15 protein-coding genes and 1 tRNA gene are annotated in these 15,999 nt (G+C 53.7%); 6 read left to right on the top strand and 10 right to left on the bottom strand.

The window, feature by feature from the left end:
* Window positions 1-48 precede the first annotated feature (48 nt).
* A complete protein-coding gene (locus tag MICA_RS04470; protein WP_014102509.1) occupies window positions 49-618 on the bottom strand; it encodes a DJ-1/PfpI family protein in 570 nt (189 codons plus the stop codon).
* Window positions 619-902: 284 nt separating this feature from the next.
* Window positions 903-978: transfer RNA gene (locus MICA_RS04465), tRNA-Gly, on the bottom strand.
* Window positions 979-1,188: 210 nt separating this feature from the next.
* Between MICA_RS04465 and MICA_RS04460 the strand changes: the two genes are divergently transcribed.
* Both MICA_RS04460 and MICA_RS04455 read left to right on the top strand, forming a co-directional pair.
* Complete coding sequence (locus MICA_RS04460; protein WP_014102508.1) at window positions 1,189-2,097, top strand: OmpA family protein; 909 nt, start codon at window positions 1,189-1,191, stop codon at window positions 2,095-2,097.
* A gap of 113 nt (window positions 2,098-2,210) precedes the next feature.
* A complete protein-coding gene (locus MICA_RS04455; protein WP_014102507.1) occupies window positions 2,211-3,665 on the top strand; it encodes a TrkH family potassium uptake protein in 1,455 nt (484 codons plus the stop codon).
* Between the two features lie 44 nt (window positions 3,666-3,709).
* Here the strand turns inward: MICA_RS04455 and MICA_RS04450 are convergent, their stop codons facing one another.
* Window positions 3,710-4,414 carry a hypothetical protein gene (locus MICA_RS04450; protein ID WP_014102506.1) on the bottom strand — a complete coding sequence of 235 codons (705 nt, stop codon included), beginning with the start codon at window positions 4,412-4,414 and terminating at the stop codon, window positions 3,710-3,712.
* Between the two features lie 13 nt (window positions 4,415-4,427).
* On the bottom strand, window positions 4,428-5,351 hold the full coding sequence (hslO, locus tag MICA_RS04445) for an Hsp33 family molecular chaperone HslO (RefSeq protein ID WP_014102505.1): 924 nt from the start codon (window positions 5,349-5,351) through the stop codon (window positions 4,428-4,430).
* A gap of 85 nt (window positions 5,352-5,436) precedes the next feature.
* On the opposite strand from hslO, the gene MICA_RS04440 reads away from it, so the two are divergent.
* On the top strand, window positions 5,437-6,093 hold the full coding sequence (locus MICA_RS04440; RefSeq protein ID WP_014102504.1) for a regulatory protein RecX: 657 nt from the start codon (window positions 5,437-5,439) through the stop codon (window positions 6,091-6,093).
* Here the strand turns inward: MICA_RS04440 and MICA_RS04435 are convergent.
* On the bottom strand, window positions 6,079-8,655 hold the full coding sequence (locus MICA_RS04435) for a PAS domain-containing sensor histidine kinase (protein WP_014102503.1): 2,577 nt from the start codon (window positions 8,653-8,655) through the stop codon (window positions 6,079-6,081). The two genes, MICA_RS04440 and MICA_RS04435, sit on opposite strands and share 15 nt — an antisense overlap.
* 239 nt (window positions 8,656-8,894) lie before the next feature.
* Here MICA_RS04435 and MICA_RS04430 point away from each other — a divergent pair, with 239 nt between their 5' ends.
* Window positions 8,895-9,356 (top strand): phasin family protein, encoded by a 462-nt coding sequence (locus MICA_RS04430; protein WP_014102502.1) that lies wholly within the window; start codon window positions 8,895-8,897, stop codon window positions 9,354-9,356.
* Between the two features lie 72 nt (window positions 9,357-9,428).
* On the top strand, window positions 9,429-9,788 hold the full coding sequence (locus MICA_RS04425) for a tRNA-binding protein (RefSeq protein ID WP_014102501.1): 360 nt from the start codon (window positions 9,429-9,431) through the stop codon (window positions 9,786-9,788).
* Window positions 9,789-9,902: 114 nt separating this feature from the next.
* Here MICA_RS04425 and MICA_RS04420 read toward each other — a convergent pair whose 3' ends face one another.
* Together MICA_RS04420 and MICA_RS04415 are read right to left on the bottom strand one after the other, a co-directional pair.
* A complete protein-coding gene (locus MICA_RS04420; RefSeq protein ID WP_014102500.1) occupies window positions 9,903-11,228 on the bottom strand; it encodes an ATP-binding protein in 1,326 nt (441 codons plus the stop codon).
* Window positions 11,225-11,941: a response regulator gene (locus MICA_RS04415; RefSeq protein WP_014102499.1), complete on the bottom strand. Its 717-nt coding sequence runs from the start codon at window positions 11,939-11,941 to the stop codon at window positions 11,225-11,227. Before MICA_RS04415 ends, MICA_RS04420 begins: the two co-directional genes overlap by 4 nt.
* Before the next feature lie 116 nt (window positions 11,942-12,057).
* Between MICA_RS04415 and MICA_RS04410 the strand changes: the two genes are divergently transcribed.
* Window positions 12,058-12,963: a branched-chain amino acid aminotransferase gene (locus MICA_RS04410; protein WP_014102498.1), complete on the top strand. Its 906-nt coding sequence runs from the start codon at window positions 12,058-12,060 to the stop codon at window positions 12,961-12,963.
* Window positions 12,964-13,091: 128 nt separating this feature from the next.
* On the opposite strand, the gene add is transcribed toward MICA_RS04410, so the two are convergent.
* From add to pth, 3 genes are all read right to left on the bottom strand, one after another.
* Window positions 13,092-14,141: an adenosine deaminase gene (gene add, locus MICA_RS04405; RefSeq protein ID WP_014102497.1), complete on the bottom strand. Its 1,050-nt coding sequence runs from the start codon at window positions 14,139-14,141 to the stop codon at window positions 13,092-13,094.
* A 109-nt stretch (window positions 14,142-14,250) separates the two neighbouring features.
* On the bottom strand, window positions 14,251-15,357 hold the full coding sequence (gene ychF / locus MICA_RS04400) for a redox-regulated ATPase YchF (protein ID WP_014102496.1): 1,107 nt from the start codon (window positions 15,355-15,357) through the stop codon (window positions 14,251-14,253).
* A 12-nt stretch (window positions 15,358-15,369) separates the two neighbouring features.
* A complete protein-coding gene (gene pth, locus MICA_RS04395; RefSeq protein WP_014102495.1) occupies window positions 15,370-15,960 on the bottom strand; it encodes an aminoacyl-tRNA hydrolase in 591 nt (196 codons plus the stop codon).
* Between the last annotated feature and the right edge of the window lie 39 nt (window positions 15,961-15,999).

The raw sequence follows: 15,999 nt of genomic DNA, 5'->3' as shown, positions 1-15,999 counted from the left end.
CCCCCGGAATGATCCGCAGGGGCGTTGGGAAAATTCTTCAGCCAGCCCTTATGCTGCTTGCGCCAGTTTGGCGTTTCCAGCGAAAAAGTCCAGCATTTGTGCGATCAGGCTTTGACGTTGTTCACCGTCAACAACCGGGGACGACATCAGGTTGCCGTCCATGGCCATCACGTCGTCAACAACCGTTGCACCAGCGGCAACCAGCACATCTTTCGCGCTGTCGGCCACGGCAACAACGCGGCCATTGGCTTGTTCAGCAAAGACCAGAATAGACGCCGCATCGCCGAACAGGGCAACCGGTTTGGCCATCGTCATGAAATTGTTGATGAAACGGCGGGTATGCGCCGTGGTTTGCAGTTTATCCAGCGCGCGGCTGCCGCCCGGAATGACCAGCATATCGTAATCGGCGCCCAGTGCGGTCGCCAGTGCCTGATCCACCGGAAAATTGTGGCCCCAGCCCTGTCCGTCCCAGCCGCTGATCAAACCTTGATCCGGGCTGATAATCTTGACCTTGGCACCAGCGGCCAACAGGGCCTTCTGTGCTTCGATCAAATCATGTTGGTTGAAACCGTTGGCGGTCAGGATGGCTACGTTTTGTCCGGAGAGCATTTTACTCATGAAGTCACAGTCCTCTTCTTTACATATACTGTTTTCTGATCCCCTGACCGTCCAAAGCCGTGCGATGAACCCTTTGAAAAAACGGTTCGAATGGCGTTTGGTGGCGTTTTTCGCAATGGCCGGGTTTCAGGGGATGTACACACCTGTGTTTTACAGATTGCCGCACCATGATGTTTCCCGGGTTCAAAGTCAAGAAATAAACTCTATCCCCTTGGCGAAGAAGGAATTTTTCATTTTATTTCAGATAATTGAATTGTGGAGATTTGTGCGATGGCGAATGTTTTTGGAGCGGGCGACGGGTCTCGAACCCGCGACCTACAGCTTGGGAAGCTGTCGCTCTACCAACTGAGCTACGCCCGCACCCCGAAAACAGCCGGAAAACCGCCAAATATCTGGCCCCGGCACCTGTAGGGCCTTGATATGGCACAGCTCCCCCGAAAAAACAATTGGGGATTTTGGGTGATTTAAGTTGCGGCGACTTTACAAAGCCCGGGACTCGTTTATAAAGGCCAAGCGGTAAGATTTATTATTCAAGCGCACAAAAAACGTATCTATTTCAAGGAGCAACACATGATTAAGCTGCGCGGCGTTGTTTTAGCAGGACTGGCCTTGTCCCTGGCGGCATGTTCCGGTGTTTCGAGCCACAGTGAAGTTGAAGCCCTGAACGAGGTGCAGCCGGTTGGCAGCCCGTTCACGCAATCTCTGGCGGCCGAATATCGTGATTTCGCCAATCGTGAAATGAACGACATGTTCGATTACCCGGATGCAATCCACTTCGCCCGCAAAGGTCTGGCAGCAGCAGGCGGTGACGCCGTGATGCCGGAACCGATCAGCGATTGGAACCTGCTGCCCCGTCATATGGAAGAATTGAGCGCTGGCCGTGGTCGCCTGATCAACGCGTTTGATCGTGGCGCACGTGACATTGCTCCGCAATTGTCCGCCGTGGCACAAGCCCGCTTTGACTGCTGGATCGAACAGCAGGAGGAAAACTGGCAAGAAGATGATATCGGCGCATGCAAATCGCAATTCGCTGAAGCCATGGCCCAGTTGGAAGCCCTGCTGCCGGCACCGGCACCGATGCCTGCTGAAGACGTGATGGCTCCGGTATCCGCTCTGGATATGGGCGCATCCGATCCGATGGCGGCTGCTGACTCCATGTATCTGGTCTTCTTCGACTTCGACTCGTCCGTTGTAAATGCTGGTGGTAACAGCGTTCTGGACGCCGTTGCAGCCGAAATCAGCAAACGCAGCGTCAGCATGGTCAGCGTTGTTGGTCACACCGACAGCTCTGGCTCCGACGCTTACAACGACAAACTGGCCATGCGCCGCGGTAACGCCGTGCGTGACGCTCTGATCAAACGCGGTATCGACCCGGCGAAGATCAACGTTGAAGGCCGTGGCGAGCGTGAGCTGCTGGTCAAAACCGCTGATGGTGTGCGCGAGCCTGCCAACCGTCGTGGCCAGATCAGCTTCCAGTAAGCGATCGCCCCTGAAACTTCAGGGATAAAAAAATCGGTGGCCGGGATGTTGAACAAGCGTCCCGGCCATTTTCTTAAAGACGAAAATAAACGCAAAGCGATTGGTTCCCTCCCATGGACCTGAGACCCATTTTTTACGTTGTCGGCGCCCTGCTCTGCATTCTGGCCATCAGCATGAGCGTGCCGATGTTTGTCGACATGGTGCACAATCACCCAGACTGGAAAGTTTTCCTGCTCTGCATGTCGATCACCGCCTTCTTCGGCGGCACTACCGTTTTGACGAATGCCAGCGACAAGCCCTTTCAATTAACCATCAAACAAACATTCCTGCTGACCGCGATCAGCTGGTTCGCGCTGGCCGGGTTTGGGGCTCTGCCTTTCTGGCTGGCCAGTGAGACGGATATTGGCTTTACCGACGCGTTTTTTGAATCTGTATCGGGTATCACAACAACGGGTGCAACCGTTCTGACCGGGCTCGACACCATGCCGCCGGGCATTTTGATGTGGCGGTGCATGCTGAATGCATTGGGTGGCATTGGATTTATTGTCGCCGCCATGGCGGTTCTGCCCTTCCTGCGCGTGGGCGGCATGCAGCTCTACCGCACAGAATCATCGGACAAATCCGACAAGGTTTTGCCCCGCATGCAGAAAGTCGCCACAGCCATTGCGTATATTTACTTCGGCTTGATTGCCATTTGTGCGCTCTGTTACTGGATGGCGGGAATGTCCGGATTCGACGCCATCACCCACGCCATGAGCTCCGTCGCGACAGGTGGATTCGCGAATTACGACAGCTCGTTTGGTGCGTTTCTCGAGCACCCGCACATTCTCTGGATCGCCATGATTTTCATGATTCTGGGCGGGCTTCCCTTCGTCCTTTATATCAAGGTCCTCGGCGGTAATTTCAACGCCCTGATCCGCAACACCCAGGTTCGTACATTTTTGGGATTACTGGGCGGATCGATTTTGATATCCACATTGTGGCTTTCCATGAAAGGGGTCTTGCCCTTCGGCGAAGCCTTACTGCAGAGCGCATTTAACATTGTATCTGTTGTAACCACCACGGGTTACGCATCGGCGGATTACATGCAATGGGGACCATTCTTCGTCGTTTTCTTCTTCATCCTTACCTTCTTTGGAGGATGCACAGGATCGACATCGGGCGGCGTTAAAATCATGCGGTATCAGGTGATGGCACTGATTTTGGGACGGCACTTTCAAAAACTGCAACAACCCAATGCCATCATTGCCCTGCACTATGACGGGCGGACATTGCCCGATGACGTGCCGTATTCAGTGATGGTTTTTATCTTTGGCTTTCTGGGCGCGTTTATTGTGCTAGCTCTGGCCCTGTCCATGTGCGGGTTGGATTTCATCACCAGCATCAGTGGCGCGGCCACGGCATTAACCAACGTCGGCCCTGGATTGGGGCCTGTTATTGGCCCTGCGGGTAATTTTTCCACCCTGCCCGATCCGGCCAAATGGCTGATCTCTGGCGGGATGTTACTGGGCCGTCTGGAACTCTTTACGCTGTTGGTTCTGGTGATGCCCAGCTTCTGGAGAAAATAAAAAAAGCCCCGCAATCATCGCGGGGCTTTTTTTATTGTTCGAGATTAAAAAGGTGATGCTTCGACTTGCGGCACGGGTTGCGCGCCCATAGCCGGAGCGGGTTCATATCCACCACCGCTATAGGATGATCCGCCACCAATCGCATTCGCCGCATTTGCACCAATTTGCAAAGTGTTGTTAATGCCATTCACAACAGCAGCATCAACGTCACGCAGCAATTGCTCAACAAACGCATTCTGTTCACGTTCACGCTCGGCGATCGACAGGTTGTCGGCAATGGTCCAGGTTCGCTGGACACGCAGCTCGGTGTGAGCCGCCCCCGGCGCCGTCGGGTTTTCGCGCATCAATTTCAGGCGGATCAGCGCACTGTAGCGGTCGCGATTGTCAACGTTCAGCTTGCGGGCATATTTGTTATCCGACTGGACATCTTCACGGGTTACGCGCGCTTCTTCGATTGAGAAGATAAATGTCCCCTCCGTCCCGGCCGCGACCAGGCGCTTGTCCACATAGCTGCGCAAGGCAACATCCAGCGGCGTTGGGAACGTGCTGGATACGTCGTTGCCATAGGCCGCGGCGTTGCTGGCGTTGACCACCTCAATGCGCGTGGCGCTGACGCCCTGAGCCTGGGTAAATTGAGCGGCGGGTGATTTCAGCGCCGGGCCAACCGTCGTGCATCCCGCAACCAGCCCTGCCCCACCAAGGGCCAAAACCGACACACAGACCAAAAACGAAAGGCGTTTGTTCTTCATGATTATCTTGTCCTTATTGTACGACACCACTGGGATTATTTAATTTATGCTCCAACTCAGCCGCATCGAATTTATATTCGCGGCTGCAGAATTCGCATTTGACGCTGATTTTACCGTCTTCCTCGGCCAGATCCAAACGCTCTTCGCTGGACATGGCCACCAGAACGTTTTCCACGCGATCGGCAGAACAGCGGCATTGATGACGAACGGGTTGCGGTTCCTGCGCCCGCACACCTTCCTGATGGAACAGGCGATAGAGCAGATCATTCACCGGCAATTCCGCATTCAGCAATTCATCATCCGTGCAGCTTTGCAACAGGACCATGGCCCGGTTCCACGCATCGGGATCAACATCGGGTTTCGCGGAATCGGGCATCTTCTGCAACAAAATTGCACCCGCGTGCCAATGGCCATCATCATCACGGCGCAAAGCCAGACGCAGGCCCGTGGCAATTTGTTCGGATTGCGTGAAATAGTGCTGTACACATTCCACCAATGTTCCACCCTTTAATTCCACGACGCCTTGATAGCGTTCGGTGTTCTCTCCACCCTGATCAATCGTAAACACCATATGGCCGCGGCCAATCAGGCCCATATAGGCCGTTTCCGGGACCTCATCGGCCTCCCAGCGGTCCAGACGGTCCTGATCAAAGCGGGCGCAGGCGCGCACGTTGCCATGCCCGGTAATATCGGCAACCAACGTTCCCACCGGACCATCGCCCTGGGCCTGTAACGTAAAGATCCCGTCGTCCTTCAACATTGAAGACAGCAACAACGCCATCACAGCGGCCTGCCCCGTCAGGGTCGCCACAGGGGCCGGATAGGCATGGGTGTGCAGAATATCATTCACAGCCCGCCCCAGCCGCACAATGCGGCCACGCAGATTGCTGTCCTCCAGAAAGAAGGTTTCCACCATGTCTATATCGCGGGTAGTCATAATATCGGCGCTTTCTGTTTTTAAGAGCTTGTGTCCACGCCCCGGCCTCTGCCATCATAAGCCATAATTCAAGGGTGCGGCACGGATGAAGAGTAACGCTGATCAGGAAAATATCAAGCCTTCTGCCCCGGAATCCCGTCGGGGACAGCGCCGTCCAACACCGACAAAACAAGGCCCCCGCCCCCCGAAAAAGATCACGCCTGAATACCTGCGCAATTCTGGCCTGTACTATCTGCAACGCTTCGCCACCAGCAGCGGCCATTTCCGGGCCGTCATGACCCGAAAAATTGACCGGTCCTGTCGCGCGCATACGGAGCAGAACCGCGATGAGTGCCTACAATGGCTGGACGCCATGATTGAAGATTTCATCCGCCAGGGCCTGCTGAATGACCGCCTGTACGCCGAAGGGGCCGTGAACTCTTTGCGCCGCCGCGGCCTGTCCCGCCGAGCAATTATGAACCGCTTGCAGGTCAAGGGGCTGGATAGCGAAACGGTGGACACATTGCTGGCCACCCATGACAGTGAACACGGGGCGCAGGATCACGATACAGGGGATTTGCAGGCCGCCCTGAAACTGGCCCGTCGCAAACGCATCGGCCCCTACGCCCCGCCAGACAAGGATGTTGATCGGGACAAGGCGATCGCGGCCATGGGCCGCGCAGGGTTTACTTATGACATTGCCAGACGCGTCATGGACATGACACCAGGCGATCTGGACGATCAGGATTTACGACGCGTTTGACGCCGTATCCCGTACAGAGACACGACGGGCTGGCAAGATAATCGTCGCCGTGGTTCCCAGCCCTTTTTGCGAGAACAATTCAAATGAGCCTTCATGCAGGCGTGTCAGGGCATCCACCAGCGTCAGGCCCAAGCCCGCCCCCGATGTCGCACGATGCAGGGACGAATCCACCTGGCCAAATGGTGACAAAGCTTTTTGAACTTCATGGTCGTCCATACCCACGCCAGTATCGGTGATCGACAGACGCAATTGCCCATCGGCATCCAGCTCGTAGGACAATGTAATCCGCCCGCCTTCGGGCGTAAATTTTACCGCGTTGGATAACAGGTTCATGATAATCTGCTTCAGGGCCAGTTCCTCGCCAATCACGTCAGGCATTGTCGAATCCAGCATATTGGTCACGGTCAATTGCCCGCTCTCAATTTTCGGCGCCATTAAATCCAGTGCCGATTGAACGATTTTATCCAGCCGGACCAGACTTTCATTCAACTGGCGTTCGCCCGCATCAATCCGGGATACATCCAGAATTTCGTTGATGATTTTCAGCAATTGCTTGCCGCTGTCGTAAATATCGTTCGCGTAATCCCAATATTGCCGCTGTTCCAGCTTGCCAAACACCTCGTTCTTGATGATCTCGGAGAAGCCGATAATCGCGTTGAGCGGCGTCCGCAGTTCATGGCTCATATTCGCAAGAAATTCAGATTTTGCGCGGCTGGCCATATCAGAATGGACTTTGGCTTCCTGCAGCTTTATTTCAGCTTCTTTTCGTTGGGTGATATCTTCAATACTGCCTTCGTAATACAGGATATTACCTTCATCATCACGGACGGTACGCGCGTTTTCGTTGACCCATATTATATCACCACCCTTGCGCCGAACGGTGGTTTCGAAATTTTTCACCGTGCCCTTTTCATCAAGCTGGGCCAAAAATTGCTTGCGCTCGCGGATGGATTCATAAATCTCGCTGTTAGCGTTACGAATTGAACCCACAATATCATCCGCGCTCTCATAACCAAGGATGCGCGCCATCGCGGGGTTGGCGCTGAGATATTTTCCATCCGGCGCAACCTGATAAATCCCGCCTGCGGCGTTTTCAACGATGGTTCTGAATTTCTTTTCCGCCTCGCTCAGGGCCTTTTCCGCGCGGCGTCTTTCTTCCACATCCGTCATTGTGCCAACAACGCGAATATTGCGGTTTTCATCCTGACGCATCATTGACATGGCCAGCTCAACAGAACGGAATGTCCCTTCGCGCGTGCGAAGTCGGGCAAAACTGCGATAAGCCGGGCGTTGTCCCTTAATCATCTGCTGGAACTGATCACGTTGTTCGGCCTGGTCCTGCGGATGCAGCATATCGAAAAGATTTTTTCCCACCGATACGCCTATATCGTGCCCGGTCACACGTCCCCACGCATCATTCAGGAACAGGATATCGCCCTCTGCCGTGGTTTCAAAAATAATGTCTGTAACGGCGTTAATGATGGCGCGATTTTCGCGTTCGGCCTTGCGCAAACTGTTGTTCAGGCGTTCCCGTTCTGAAATCTCGCTGTTCAGCTCAAAGTTTTTATGGGCCAGCGTCCGGTTCATGACCGCCAGACGCCCTGATTGGCGCTGGTTATTGCGCACATATAACATGCCGACAATCGTGAACATGGTGCCAAAGAACAAAACCAGCAAAGGTGTTTTTTGCAGGAAAACCGTGTGGCGTGTCTGTCCCACATCCACCTGCATGGTCCATTTGGCGTTACCAATCGTAAAGGCGTAATCTTCGCGCAGGTTTTTACCCTCCGACGCCCGGCCCTGCCCCATGCGATTCATGTAAAAAATTGGATCGCCGCCCGGCCCTTCACGCAGAACAATACCACTGAGCTCGGTCCGTTCATTGAGCCAGGCACGGTCAATTACAGAAGACACGCGGCTGAATCCCACCAAAAAGCTGTCTGGCCCGTCCGGCGTCATGATTTTTTTGATCATGGCAAAAGGACGGTTTTTGATCAGTGGCTCAGTGCTTTCCTGTACGTAATTTGTGCCGGGAATATCTGTGCGAATTAAAACATCTTCGTAAATACGGACCTTGTTCTCTGTGATAAACCGCACCAAAGCAGCCTGGTCCTCGCGGGTTTGGACATTATATGCATCGTTTTCCAGTGCAGCAGGTGATGAAGGTTTCATAAAATGAGTAATGCTCCACGCACCATTGCCATGGTCGCGCAGCCAGATCAAATAATCGAATTGATCGATGTTTGGTGTGGCATACGAAATTGTCTTTTGCAGGAATTCGGGTGGAATATCTTTTTCCAAAACCAAAATGGTTGATGCCGCTTTGATCGCGCTTTCCAATGCATGCAAATTATCATTGATCGTGCGTTCCGTTTCGGCCACCGTGCGTTTTTGCTCGGCCTGCAACATGTCACCAATAAAAAATGACAATGCCAGATACGCGACAAGTGCCAGAATCATACCGTTGACCAGCACCATCACCTGCGCAGTCGAACCCCGCAGACTGCGCGTCTGCGTTTCGTCGTCTGCTTTCTCTCTTTGATCGGCGCCGATAATCAGCATGAATCAGGTCTTTGCAGTGTTAAAGATAGAGTCGTCCCCACCATGCACTTTGGGGGTTTTCGGTTAAGGTTTCGCTAACGCGTTATGGCGATTGTAAAATTCACGGAAATACGCATAAAACGGGCATTTCCAGAACCTGTGCACTGCACAAATCCGCTTGACTCCCCCCTGCCCCGGGTCCAAGAATGGAGGCTTACCGAAGCCTATAATTTCATAATCACAAGAGTGTGGAGGTCAAAATGACACAGTCCAAAAACACCGCGTCTTTCTTCGATACACAATATCTGCAAAATCTGATGCCGAACCGCTACGCGTTTGATATGAGCGCGGTTCTGGAACTCTACCGTAAAAATGTTGAAGCCTTTACCGAACTGCAACAGGTCACTGTTGAAGGCCTGCAAAATGTTGCCCAATGCCAAAGCACATTGATGAACGAATTGGTTCAGCAAAACACGGCGTTGACTCAGCAATTGCTGGGCGAAGGTACACCGGAAGAAAAAGTCGCCCGTCAGGCCGATTTGATCAAAACGGCGTATGAGCGTTCCGTGACCAGCCTGCGTGAAATTTCCGATGTTGTCAGCAAGACAGGCACCGAAGCCGGTGAAATCCTGAACGCCCGCATCACGGACAGCCTGGAAACACTGGGCACCGTTCCGGCGAAGGCCGCAAAGGCCGAAAAAACAGCGCGCAAAGCCGCCTGATTTTTTCAGTGATCTATGATTTAATAAGGGCGCCCGATAACGGCGCCCTTATTTTTATTTGGAGACTGCACGATGACCACCCACGACACCCGCGAAGAAACCATTGAATTCAGTGATTTTATGAAGGTTGAGGTGCGCGTCGGCACCATCGTGGACGTACAGGAATTTCCCGAAGCACGCCGCCCGGCCTATAAGCTGTTCGTCGATTTTGGACCGGAGATTGGCCGGCGTAAGACATCGGCACAAGTGACACAAAACTACACCCGCGAAGAATTGATCGGACGGCAGGTTGCCGCCGTGGTCAATTTTCCGCCGAAGCAGGTTGGAAAGTTTATGTCAGAAATTCTGGTTCTGGGCTTCCCGGATGAAAACGGGAACGTTACGCTGATCCGCCCGGACAAAACTGTGCCAAACGGCGGTCGTTTGTATTAAATCGTTCCCGTCACTTTTCCATTTCAGCATTCCCGCGAAAGCGGGAATGCACGGGATCTATTGTATGGATTCCCGCTTTCGCGGGAATGCTGACTGGTGGTGTTCAATACAAATTTAAACCGGAATCAGGATAATCACGCGCAAGCCACCGCGCGGGCTTTGGTCCAGTGTAATCTGCCCACCGTGACTGTGGATGACATCCTGCGCGATGGGCAGGCCAAGCCCCACCCCGCCCGTTGCCGTGTTGCGTGATGTATCCACGCGATAGAAGGGGCGGAAAACGTCTTCATACTGGTCCGGCGGGATACCCGGGCCATCATCATCGATAATGATTTCAACGTCATCATCAACGCGTCGCACGCTCATCCACACGTGGGATGCGTATTTACGCGCATTGGTAATCAGGTTGGACAGCGCCCGCTCCATGGCCATTGGCCGCAAGGTCAGGGCCAGATCGCCTTGGGAATCCAAAATAACGTCACCACCGGCCCGGCGGGCGCCAGAAACGATACGGTTCAGGATATCGTTCAGATCACCGGCAACCGCCTGCTCCCCGCCTTCGCCCCGCACGAAATCGAGGTACCCATTCAGCATTTTTTCCATGTCCTGAATGTCCTGCATCATGCCCTCGGCGTCCGGGTGGTTACCCAGCATGGCGACCTGCAGTTTCAGGCGCGTCAGTGGCGTACGCAAATCATGCGACACCCCGGCCAGCATGGCCGTGCGTTGGGAAATCTGGCGTTTAATGCGGTCATTCATATCCAGAAACGCCTGCGCCGCCTGTCGCACTTCGCGCGCGCCCTCAACCTTCAACGTCGCGGGCATATCGCGCCCCTTGCCAATCCGTTCCGCGGCCACGGCCAGACGGCGAATGGGGCGAATTTGGTTCCGCATAAACAGGATCGAAACAGCCAACAAAATAATGGATGTAAAAATCATCCAGAGCAGAAAGATATAACCCGATGATGAGAACAAACGCCGTTGCGGGGAGGACACAAACAACACCCCATCATCCAGCGCGATGGCAATTTCAACCCATTTTTCGGACAGATCGACATTGATTCGGTACGGACGGCGCACCTGCTGATCCAATGCACGGCCCAAAATCTCTGAAACGATGGAGCGGTCGACATCTTCGGGAATGGTATCCAAAACCGCACCAGGTTGATAGCTGATCAACAAATCCAGATGCTTGGCCATATGGCCAGAAATGCGGCTGATCCGTTCTGGCGAAGGATCATTTTCAATCTGTTCAGCAACAATGGCCATTTCCCCGGCGACGGCATAGGCCAGACGATCCGTCATTTTGCCCCAGTGACGGTCAAAGAAGATATAGACCGTGATCATCTGGGTCAGCAGCACCGGGATGATCAAAATCATCAACGACCGGGCCAGCAATGTACGCGGCAGAATATTGCGGAACAGCGATCTTATTTTCATACCGGATCAACCCGCAGCATATAACCCTTACCCCGCACGGTTTGCAGAACCAGCGGCGTACGTGTGTCCTGCTCAATCTTCCGGCGCAGGCGTGTGACCTGCACATCAATCGTGCGTTCACCGCTGTCATCCAGATTGCACATGCGGGCCAGATCTTCGCGGCTGATGGCTTCGCCAGCGCGGCTGATTAAGGCTTTCAGCAAAGTTGTTTCAACGGTGGTCAAGGCTTGAATATCGCTGTCATTTTGCAGGATGTTGACCGCCGGGTCATACACCCACCGCCCCAAACGCACCCGCATATCGGCCACGGGTTTCGGACGGCGGCGCAAAATGGCATTCAGGCGTAAAACCAGTTCGCGGGGTTCAAACGGTTTAGGCAGATAATCATCCGCCCCGGTTTCAAGACCCGCAATACGGTCATCGGCTTCACCCAGGGCCGTGAGCATCAACACCGGAATGTCGTTATGCGCGCGGATGGATTTGGTCAGCTCCAAACCCGTTTCACCCGGCATCATGATATCGACAACCATGGCATCAAAATCCAGATGCGCCAGCAATTCACGGGCGGCGCCAGCGCTTTCGGCGGAAGCGACCACGAAACCGTTTTCATGCAGGAACCGGGTGACAAGCTGACGGATCCGGTCATCGTCATCGACGACCAGAATATGCGGGCGCGTGGCCAGCTTGTCCGCAATTTGCATATCCGCACTCATATAAAACCGCCCTTTGCGGCCTTTGTTATTTCTGGTAATTTTTTAACACACTGCGCGGGTTGGTGAAACCCCTGTGGCCCCGCGGTAAAACCCTTAAAAACCATGGAATTACAACGATGTGCGCCTCCCCCTCCGCCCTGCCTTATGATGATCGTGATGGCTTTATCTGGATGAACGGGAAAATGATCCCGTGGCGCGATGCCAAAACCCACGTCCTGACCCATGGCCTGCATTACGGCGGCAGCGTGTTTGAGGGCGAACGTGTGTATGACGGGCAGATTTTTAAACTGACCGAACATTCCGAACGCCTGATTTTCTCCGGCAAATGTCTGGATATGGATGTGCCGTTCAGCGCCAAAGAATTGAACGATGCGTCTTATGAAGTGATCAAGGCGAATAACATCACCAATGGCTATGTACGCCCGCTGGCCTATCGCGGCGCGGAGCAAATGGGTGTGTCTGCCAAGGGCACCAAGGTGCATGTGGCCATCGCCTGCTGGGAATGGCCGAAATATTTCTTCCCCAAGGCAGGCGATGCCGCTGGCCTCGCCCTGCGCACCGCATCGTGGCGCCGCCCGGACCCCAAGACCATGCCGACGCAGGCCAAGGCCTGCGGTGTTTACATGATCGGTACGCTGGCCAAGCATGAGGCCGAAAATAATGGCTATGATGATGCCCTGATGCTGGATTTCCGTGGGCGCGTGGCGGAATCATCGGGGGCAAACCTGTTCGCCATTCGTGATGGTGTTATTTATACGCCAATTGCGGATTGCTTCCTGAACGGCATTACGCGGCAGACAGTGATGAAACTGGCCCGAGACATGGGGTATACAGTGGAAGAAACTGTGATCATGCCCGAAGACATGAAAACGTTTGAAGAAGTCTTCCTAACCGGCACAGCGGCGGAGATTGCCCCGGTGTCAAAAATTGATACCGATATCACCTACACGATCGGTCCGGTAACGACGCGGTTGAAAGAGGCCTATTCCGACCTGGTCCGCCAAAAGGCCAAGGCTGCGTAAATCTTAAAAAACCTAATCACTACAGTGGCACCCCCGTGAAAACGGGGGTCCATTTTTATCCGCCCCATATATGGATCCCCGCTTTCGCGGGGATGCCAAGACGATGAAAATACGCCATCAGGAAACCATCACGGGGATGGTGCGGGCCCCGGACGGCGCATATTAAAATTTGCGGCCACCATGGCATCCACACGGGCCAGCAATTTGGTTTTCAAGGCCGCATCGGCATAGGAATCGTTGATCGCGTCGCGGGTGATTTGCACCAACTGGTCACGCGTTAAACCGAATTCATCATGCGCAACACGGTATTCTTCACCAATCGAATTGCCGAACAGACCCGGATCATCCGAGTTCAGGGAAATACGCACCCCACGATCCAGCAGTTTTTTCAACGGGTGCGCAGAAAAATCCGGATAAACGCCCGCCAGAATGTTACTGGTCGGGCAGACTTCCAGTGCTATGCCGCGCTTCACGATTTCATCCACCAGCGTGGCATCTTCAACAATGCGCACGCCATGGCCTAGACGCGATGGGTTCAACGCCAGAGCATCCCACCCGTTTTGTGGACCCACATTTTCCGCCGCATGCAAACGAATACCCAGCGGGCGGCCAAAATTTTGCACCACACGGTTATAATCATTCATAAATTGCGGAATATCCCCGGCCATTTCACCACCAGCAATATCCAACCCAACGATATAAGGGTGTTTGTATGACAGGATCATATCGGCGTCATTTTGCGCCTCGACACCTGGGCGATGACGTTCGAACGTCATGTTAATACGCGCTTCGATTCCGTGTTTAGCACGGGCGGAATCGATGCCGTCAGCAATACCGTCGATCATATCCTTGTACGAAATGCCGGCCAAATGCACCTGACCGCAGCAAGCGATGATTTCGACATAGACGGCGCCTTCGTTCGCGCAACGATCCAGATAATCTTCGGTAATGGTTTTGAAATCGTCACGGGTACGAACGCACTGGGCCATCGCCTGATACACCCGGGTGACCAGATCAATAAATCCGGACCATTGATAGCCCTGACCATCCGGGGTGAAAATATCATCCGGCAAAGTCACACCGTTCTTTTTCGCCAATTGCCGCGCAATGTCGGGACGCACAGTTCCTTCGATATGGACGTGCAATTCAGCTTTTGGAATAGCATTCAAATCACGCATGACCATTCTCCTTTTTAAAAAATTCGTTCGTAATCCCAGCGGAGGCCGGGATCCTCTTGTAATAAGAGCTGAAGACCCCGGCCTTCGCCGGGGTGACGTAAAAAAAAAATCAACCGCTATGGCGGAACAGCATAATGTCGCCGTCTTGAACGACATATTCCTTACCTTCGACGCGCATTTTACCGGCATCTTTTGCGCCTTGCTCGCCATTCAGGGCAACAAAATCATCATACGCAATGACTTCGGCACGGATAAAGCCGCGTTCAATGTCGGAGTGGATTTCGCCGGCGGCCTGCGGCGCGCGGGCCCCTTTTAAAACCGTCCATGCGCGGGCTTCTTTCGGGCCCACGGTGAAATAGGTTTGCAGACCCAGCAAGGTGTAACCCGCACGGATAATTTTGTTCAGGCCTGCTTCTTCCAGATTGAGGGTCGAGAGAAACTCTTCCTTCTCTTCCTCGGAACCCAGCTGCGCGATTTCGGATTCGATGGCGGCGCTGATCACAACGTGTTGTGCGCCTTGGGCCTTCGCCATATCGGCGACTTTCTTGGTCCACTCATTGCCGGTAGCGGCATCGGCTTCGGATACGTTGCAGACATACAAAATCGGCTTTGATGTCAACAGTTGCAGCATGGCAAACGGCTTCTTCTCATCTTCGGCCAAATTCGGCACGACGACACGGGCGGGCTGACCCGCATCCAATGCAACCTTAACCTTCTCCATCACAGCCAATTGAATTTTAATATCCTTGTCGCCGGATTTGGCTTTTTTCGTCGTGCTGACAATCTGCCGCTCAACCGATTCCAGATCAGCCAGCATCAGTTCCGTTTCGATCACTTCGGCATCGCGGATTGGGTCCACGGACCCTTCAACGTGAATGACATTTTCATCATCAAAACAACGCAACACATGCACGATGGCATCGGTTTCGCGAATGTTGGCCAGGAATTGGTTACCCAGACCTTCACCTTTGCTCGCGCCCTTCACCAATCCGGCAATATCCACGAACTCCAGTTGCGTCGGAACGATCTGCGCCGATTTACCGATGGTGGCGATTTTATCGAGGCGCGCATCCGGCACAGCCACACGACCCACGTTCGGTTCAATCGTGCAGAACGGGAAGTTTGCGGCCTGCGCCGCAGCTGTTGCCGTCAAAGCATTAAACAGTGTTGATTTTCCAACGTTCGGCAGACCGACAATCCCACAATTAAAACCCATTTTCTTCGTCCTTTACACGCTTTGCTCTTTAGGCGGTTGAAGGTCGCTTGCGACCTTGCTCATAAAATCGTTATCTTTGCCCGACAAGATCAGGCCCACATGATCGGGGATGGACTTCATCATCGCATCAACCCATTTTTGTTCTTCCTTGGAAAAATCGCCCAACACATGGCCGTGAACGCGATCTTTATCTCCCGGGTGGCCAATACCCAACCGCACACGCATATAATCGGCGCGCCCCAGATGGGAATCAATCGACCGCAGACCATTGTGCCCGGCGTGACCGCCCCCCACCTTGATCCGCAATTTCGACGCCGCCAGATCCAGTTCATCATGGAATACAACGATACGGTTCGGCGTCACCTTAAAAAACTTGGCTGCGGCACCAACAGCCATTCCCGATTCATTCATATAGGTTTGCGGTTTGAGCAAGGCGACCTTTTCACCGCCAATGCGGCCTTCGGTCAGCAACCCTTGAAATTTCGTCCGGAAATCAGGAAAGCCATGTTTGTCGGCAATGGCATCAATCGCCATAAACCCGATATTGTGCCGGTTATCGGCATATTTCTGGCCGGGATTGCCCAGGCCAACCAAAAGCCACATGGAATTCGTCCGGTCGTCGTCATTACGCGGTGATTGAAT

The organism is Micavibrio aeruginosavorus ARL-13 (genome assembly GCF_000226315.1).
GTDB classification, from domain to species: domain Bacteria; phylum Pseudomonadota; class Alphaproteobacteria; order Micavibrionales; family Micavibrionaceae; genus Micavibrio; species Micavibrio aeruginosavorus_B.
The sequence above is the reverse complement of the archived record's forward strand: the minus strand, read 5'-3'. Positions and strand labels throughout refer to the sequence as shown.

Excerpts from the sequence above, each read along its gene's own strand:
- MICA_RS04460 (WP_014102508.1), top strand. The coding sequence starts at position 1,189 with ATGATTAAGCTGCGCGGCGTTGTTTTAGCAGGACTGGCCTTGTCCCTG.
- MICA_RS04455 (WP_014102507.1), top strand. The coding sequence starts at position 2,211 with ATGGACCTGAGACCCATTTTTTACGTTGTCGGCGCCCTGCTCTGCATT.
- MICA_RS04410 (WP_014102498.1), top strand. The coding sequence starts at position 12,058 with ATGTGCGCCTCCCCCTCCGCCCTGCCTTATGATGATCGTGATGGCTTT.
- pth (WP_014102495.1), bottom strand. The coding sequence starts at position 15,960 with ATGTGGCTTTTGGTTGGCCTGGGCAATCCCGGCCAGAAATATGCCGAT.
- MICA_RS04435 (WP_014102503.1), bottom strand. The coding sequence starts at position 8,655 with ATGCTGATTATCGGCGCCGATCAAAGAGAGAAAGCAGACGACGAAACG.
- MICA_RS04430 (WP_014102502.1), top strand. The coding sequence starts at position 8,895 with ATGACACAGTCCAAAAACACCGCGTCTTTCTTCGATACACAATATCTG.
- add (WP_014102497.1), bottom strand. The coding sequence starts at position 14,141 with ATGCGTGATTTGAATGCTATTCCAAAAGCTGAATTGCACGTCCATATC.
- MICA_RS04440 (WP_014102504.1), top strand. The coding sequence starts at position 5,437 with ATGAAGAGTAACGCTGATCAGGAAAATATCAAGCCTTCTGCCCCGGAA.
- MICA_RS04425 (WP_014102501.1), top strand. The coding sequence starts at position 9,429 with ATGACCACCCACGACACCCGCGAAGAAACCATTGAATTCAGTGATTTT.
- MICA_RS04450 (WP_014102506.1), bottom strand. The coding sequence starts at position 4,414 with ATGAAGAACAAACGCCTTTCGTTTTTGGTCTGTGTGTCGGTTTTGGCC.
- ychF (WP_014102496.1), bottom strand. The coding sequence starts at position 15,357 with ATGGGTTTTAATTGTGGGATTGTCGGTCTGCCGAACGTTGGAAAATCA.
- MICA_RS04415 (WP_014102499.1), bottom strand. The coding sequence starts at position 11,941 with ATGAGTGCGGATATGCAAATTGCGGACAAGCTGGCCACGCGCCCGCAT.
- MICA_RS04470 (WP_014102509.1), bottom strand. The coding sequence starts at position 618 with ATGAGTAAAATGCTCTCCGGACAAAACGTAGCCATCCTGACCGCCAAC.
- hslO (WP_014102505.1), bottom strand. The coding sequence starts at position 5,351 with ATGACTACCCGCGATATAGACATGGTGGAAACCTTCTTTCTGGAGGAC.
- MICA_RS04420 (WP_014102500.1), bottom strand. The coding sequence starts at position 11,228 with ATGAAAATAAGATCGCTGTTCCGCAATATTCTGCCGCGTACATTGCTG.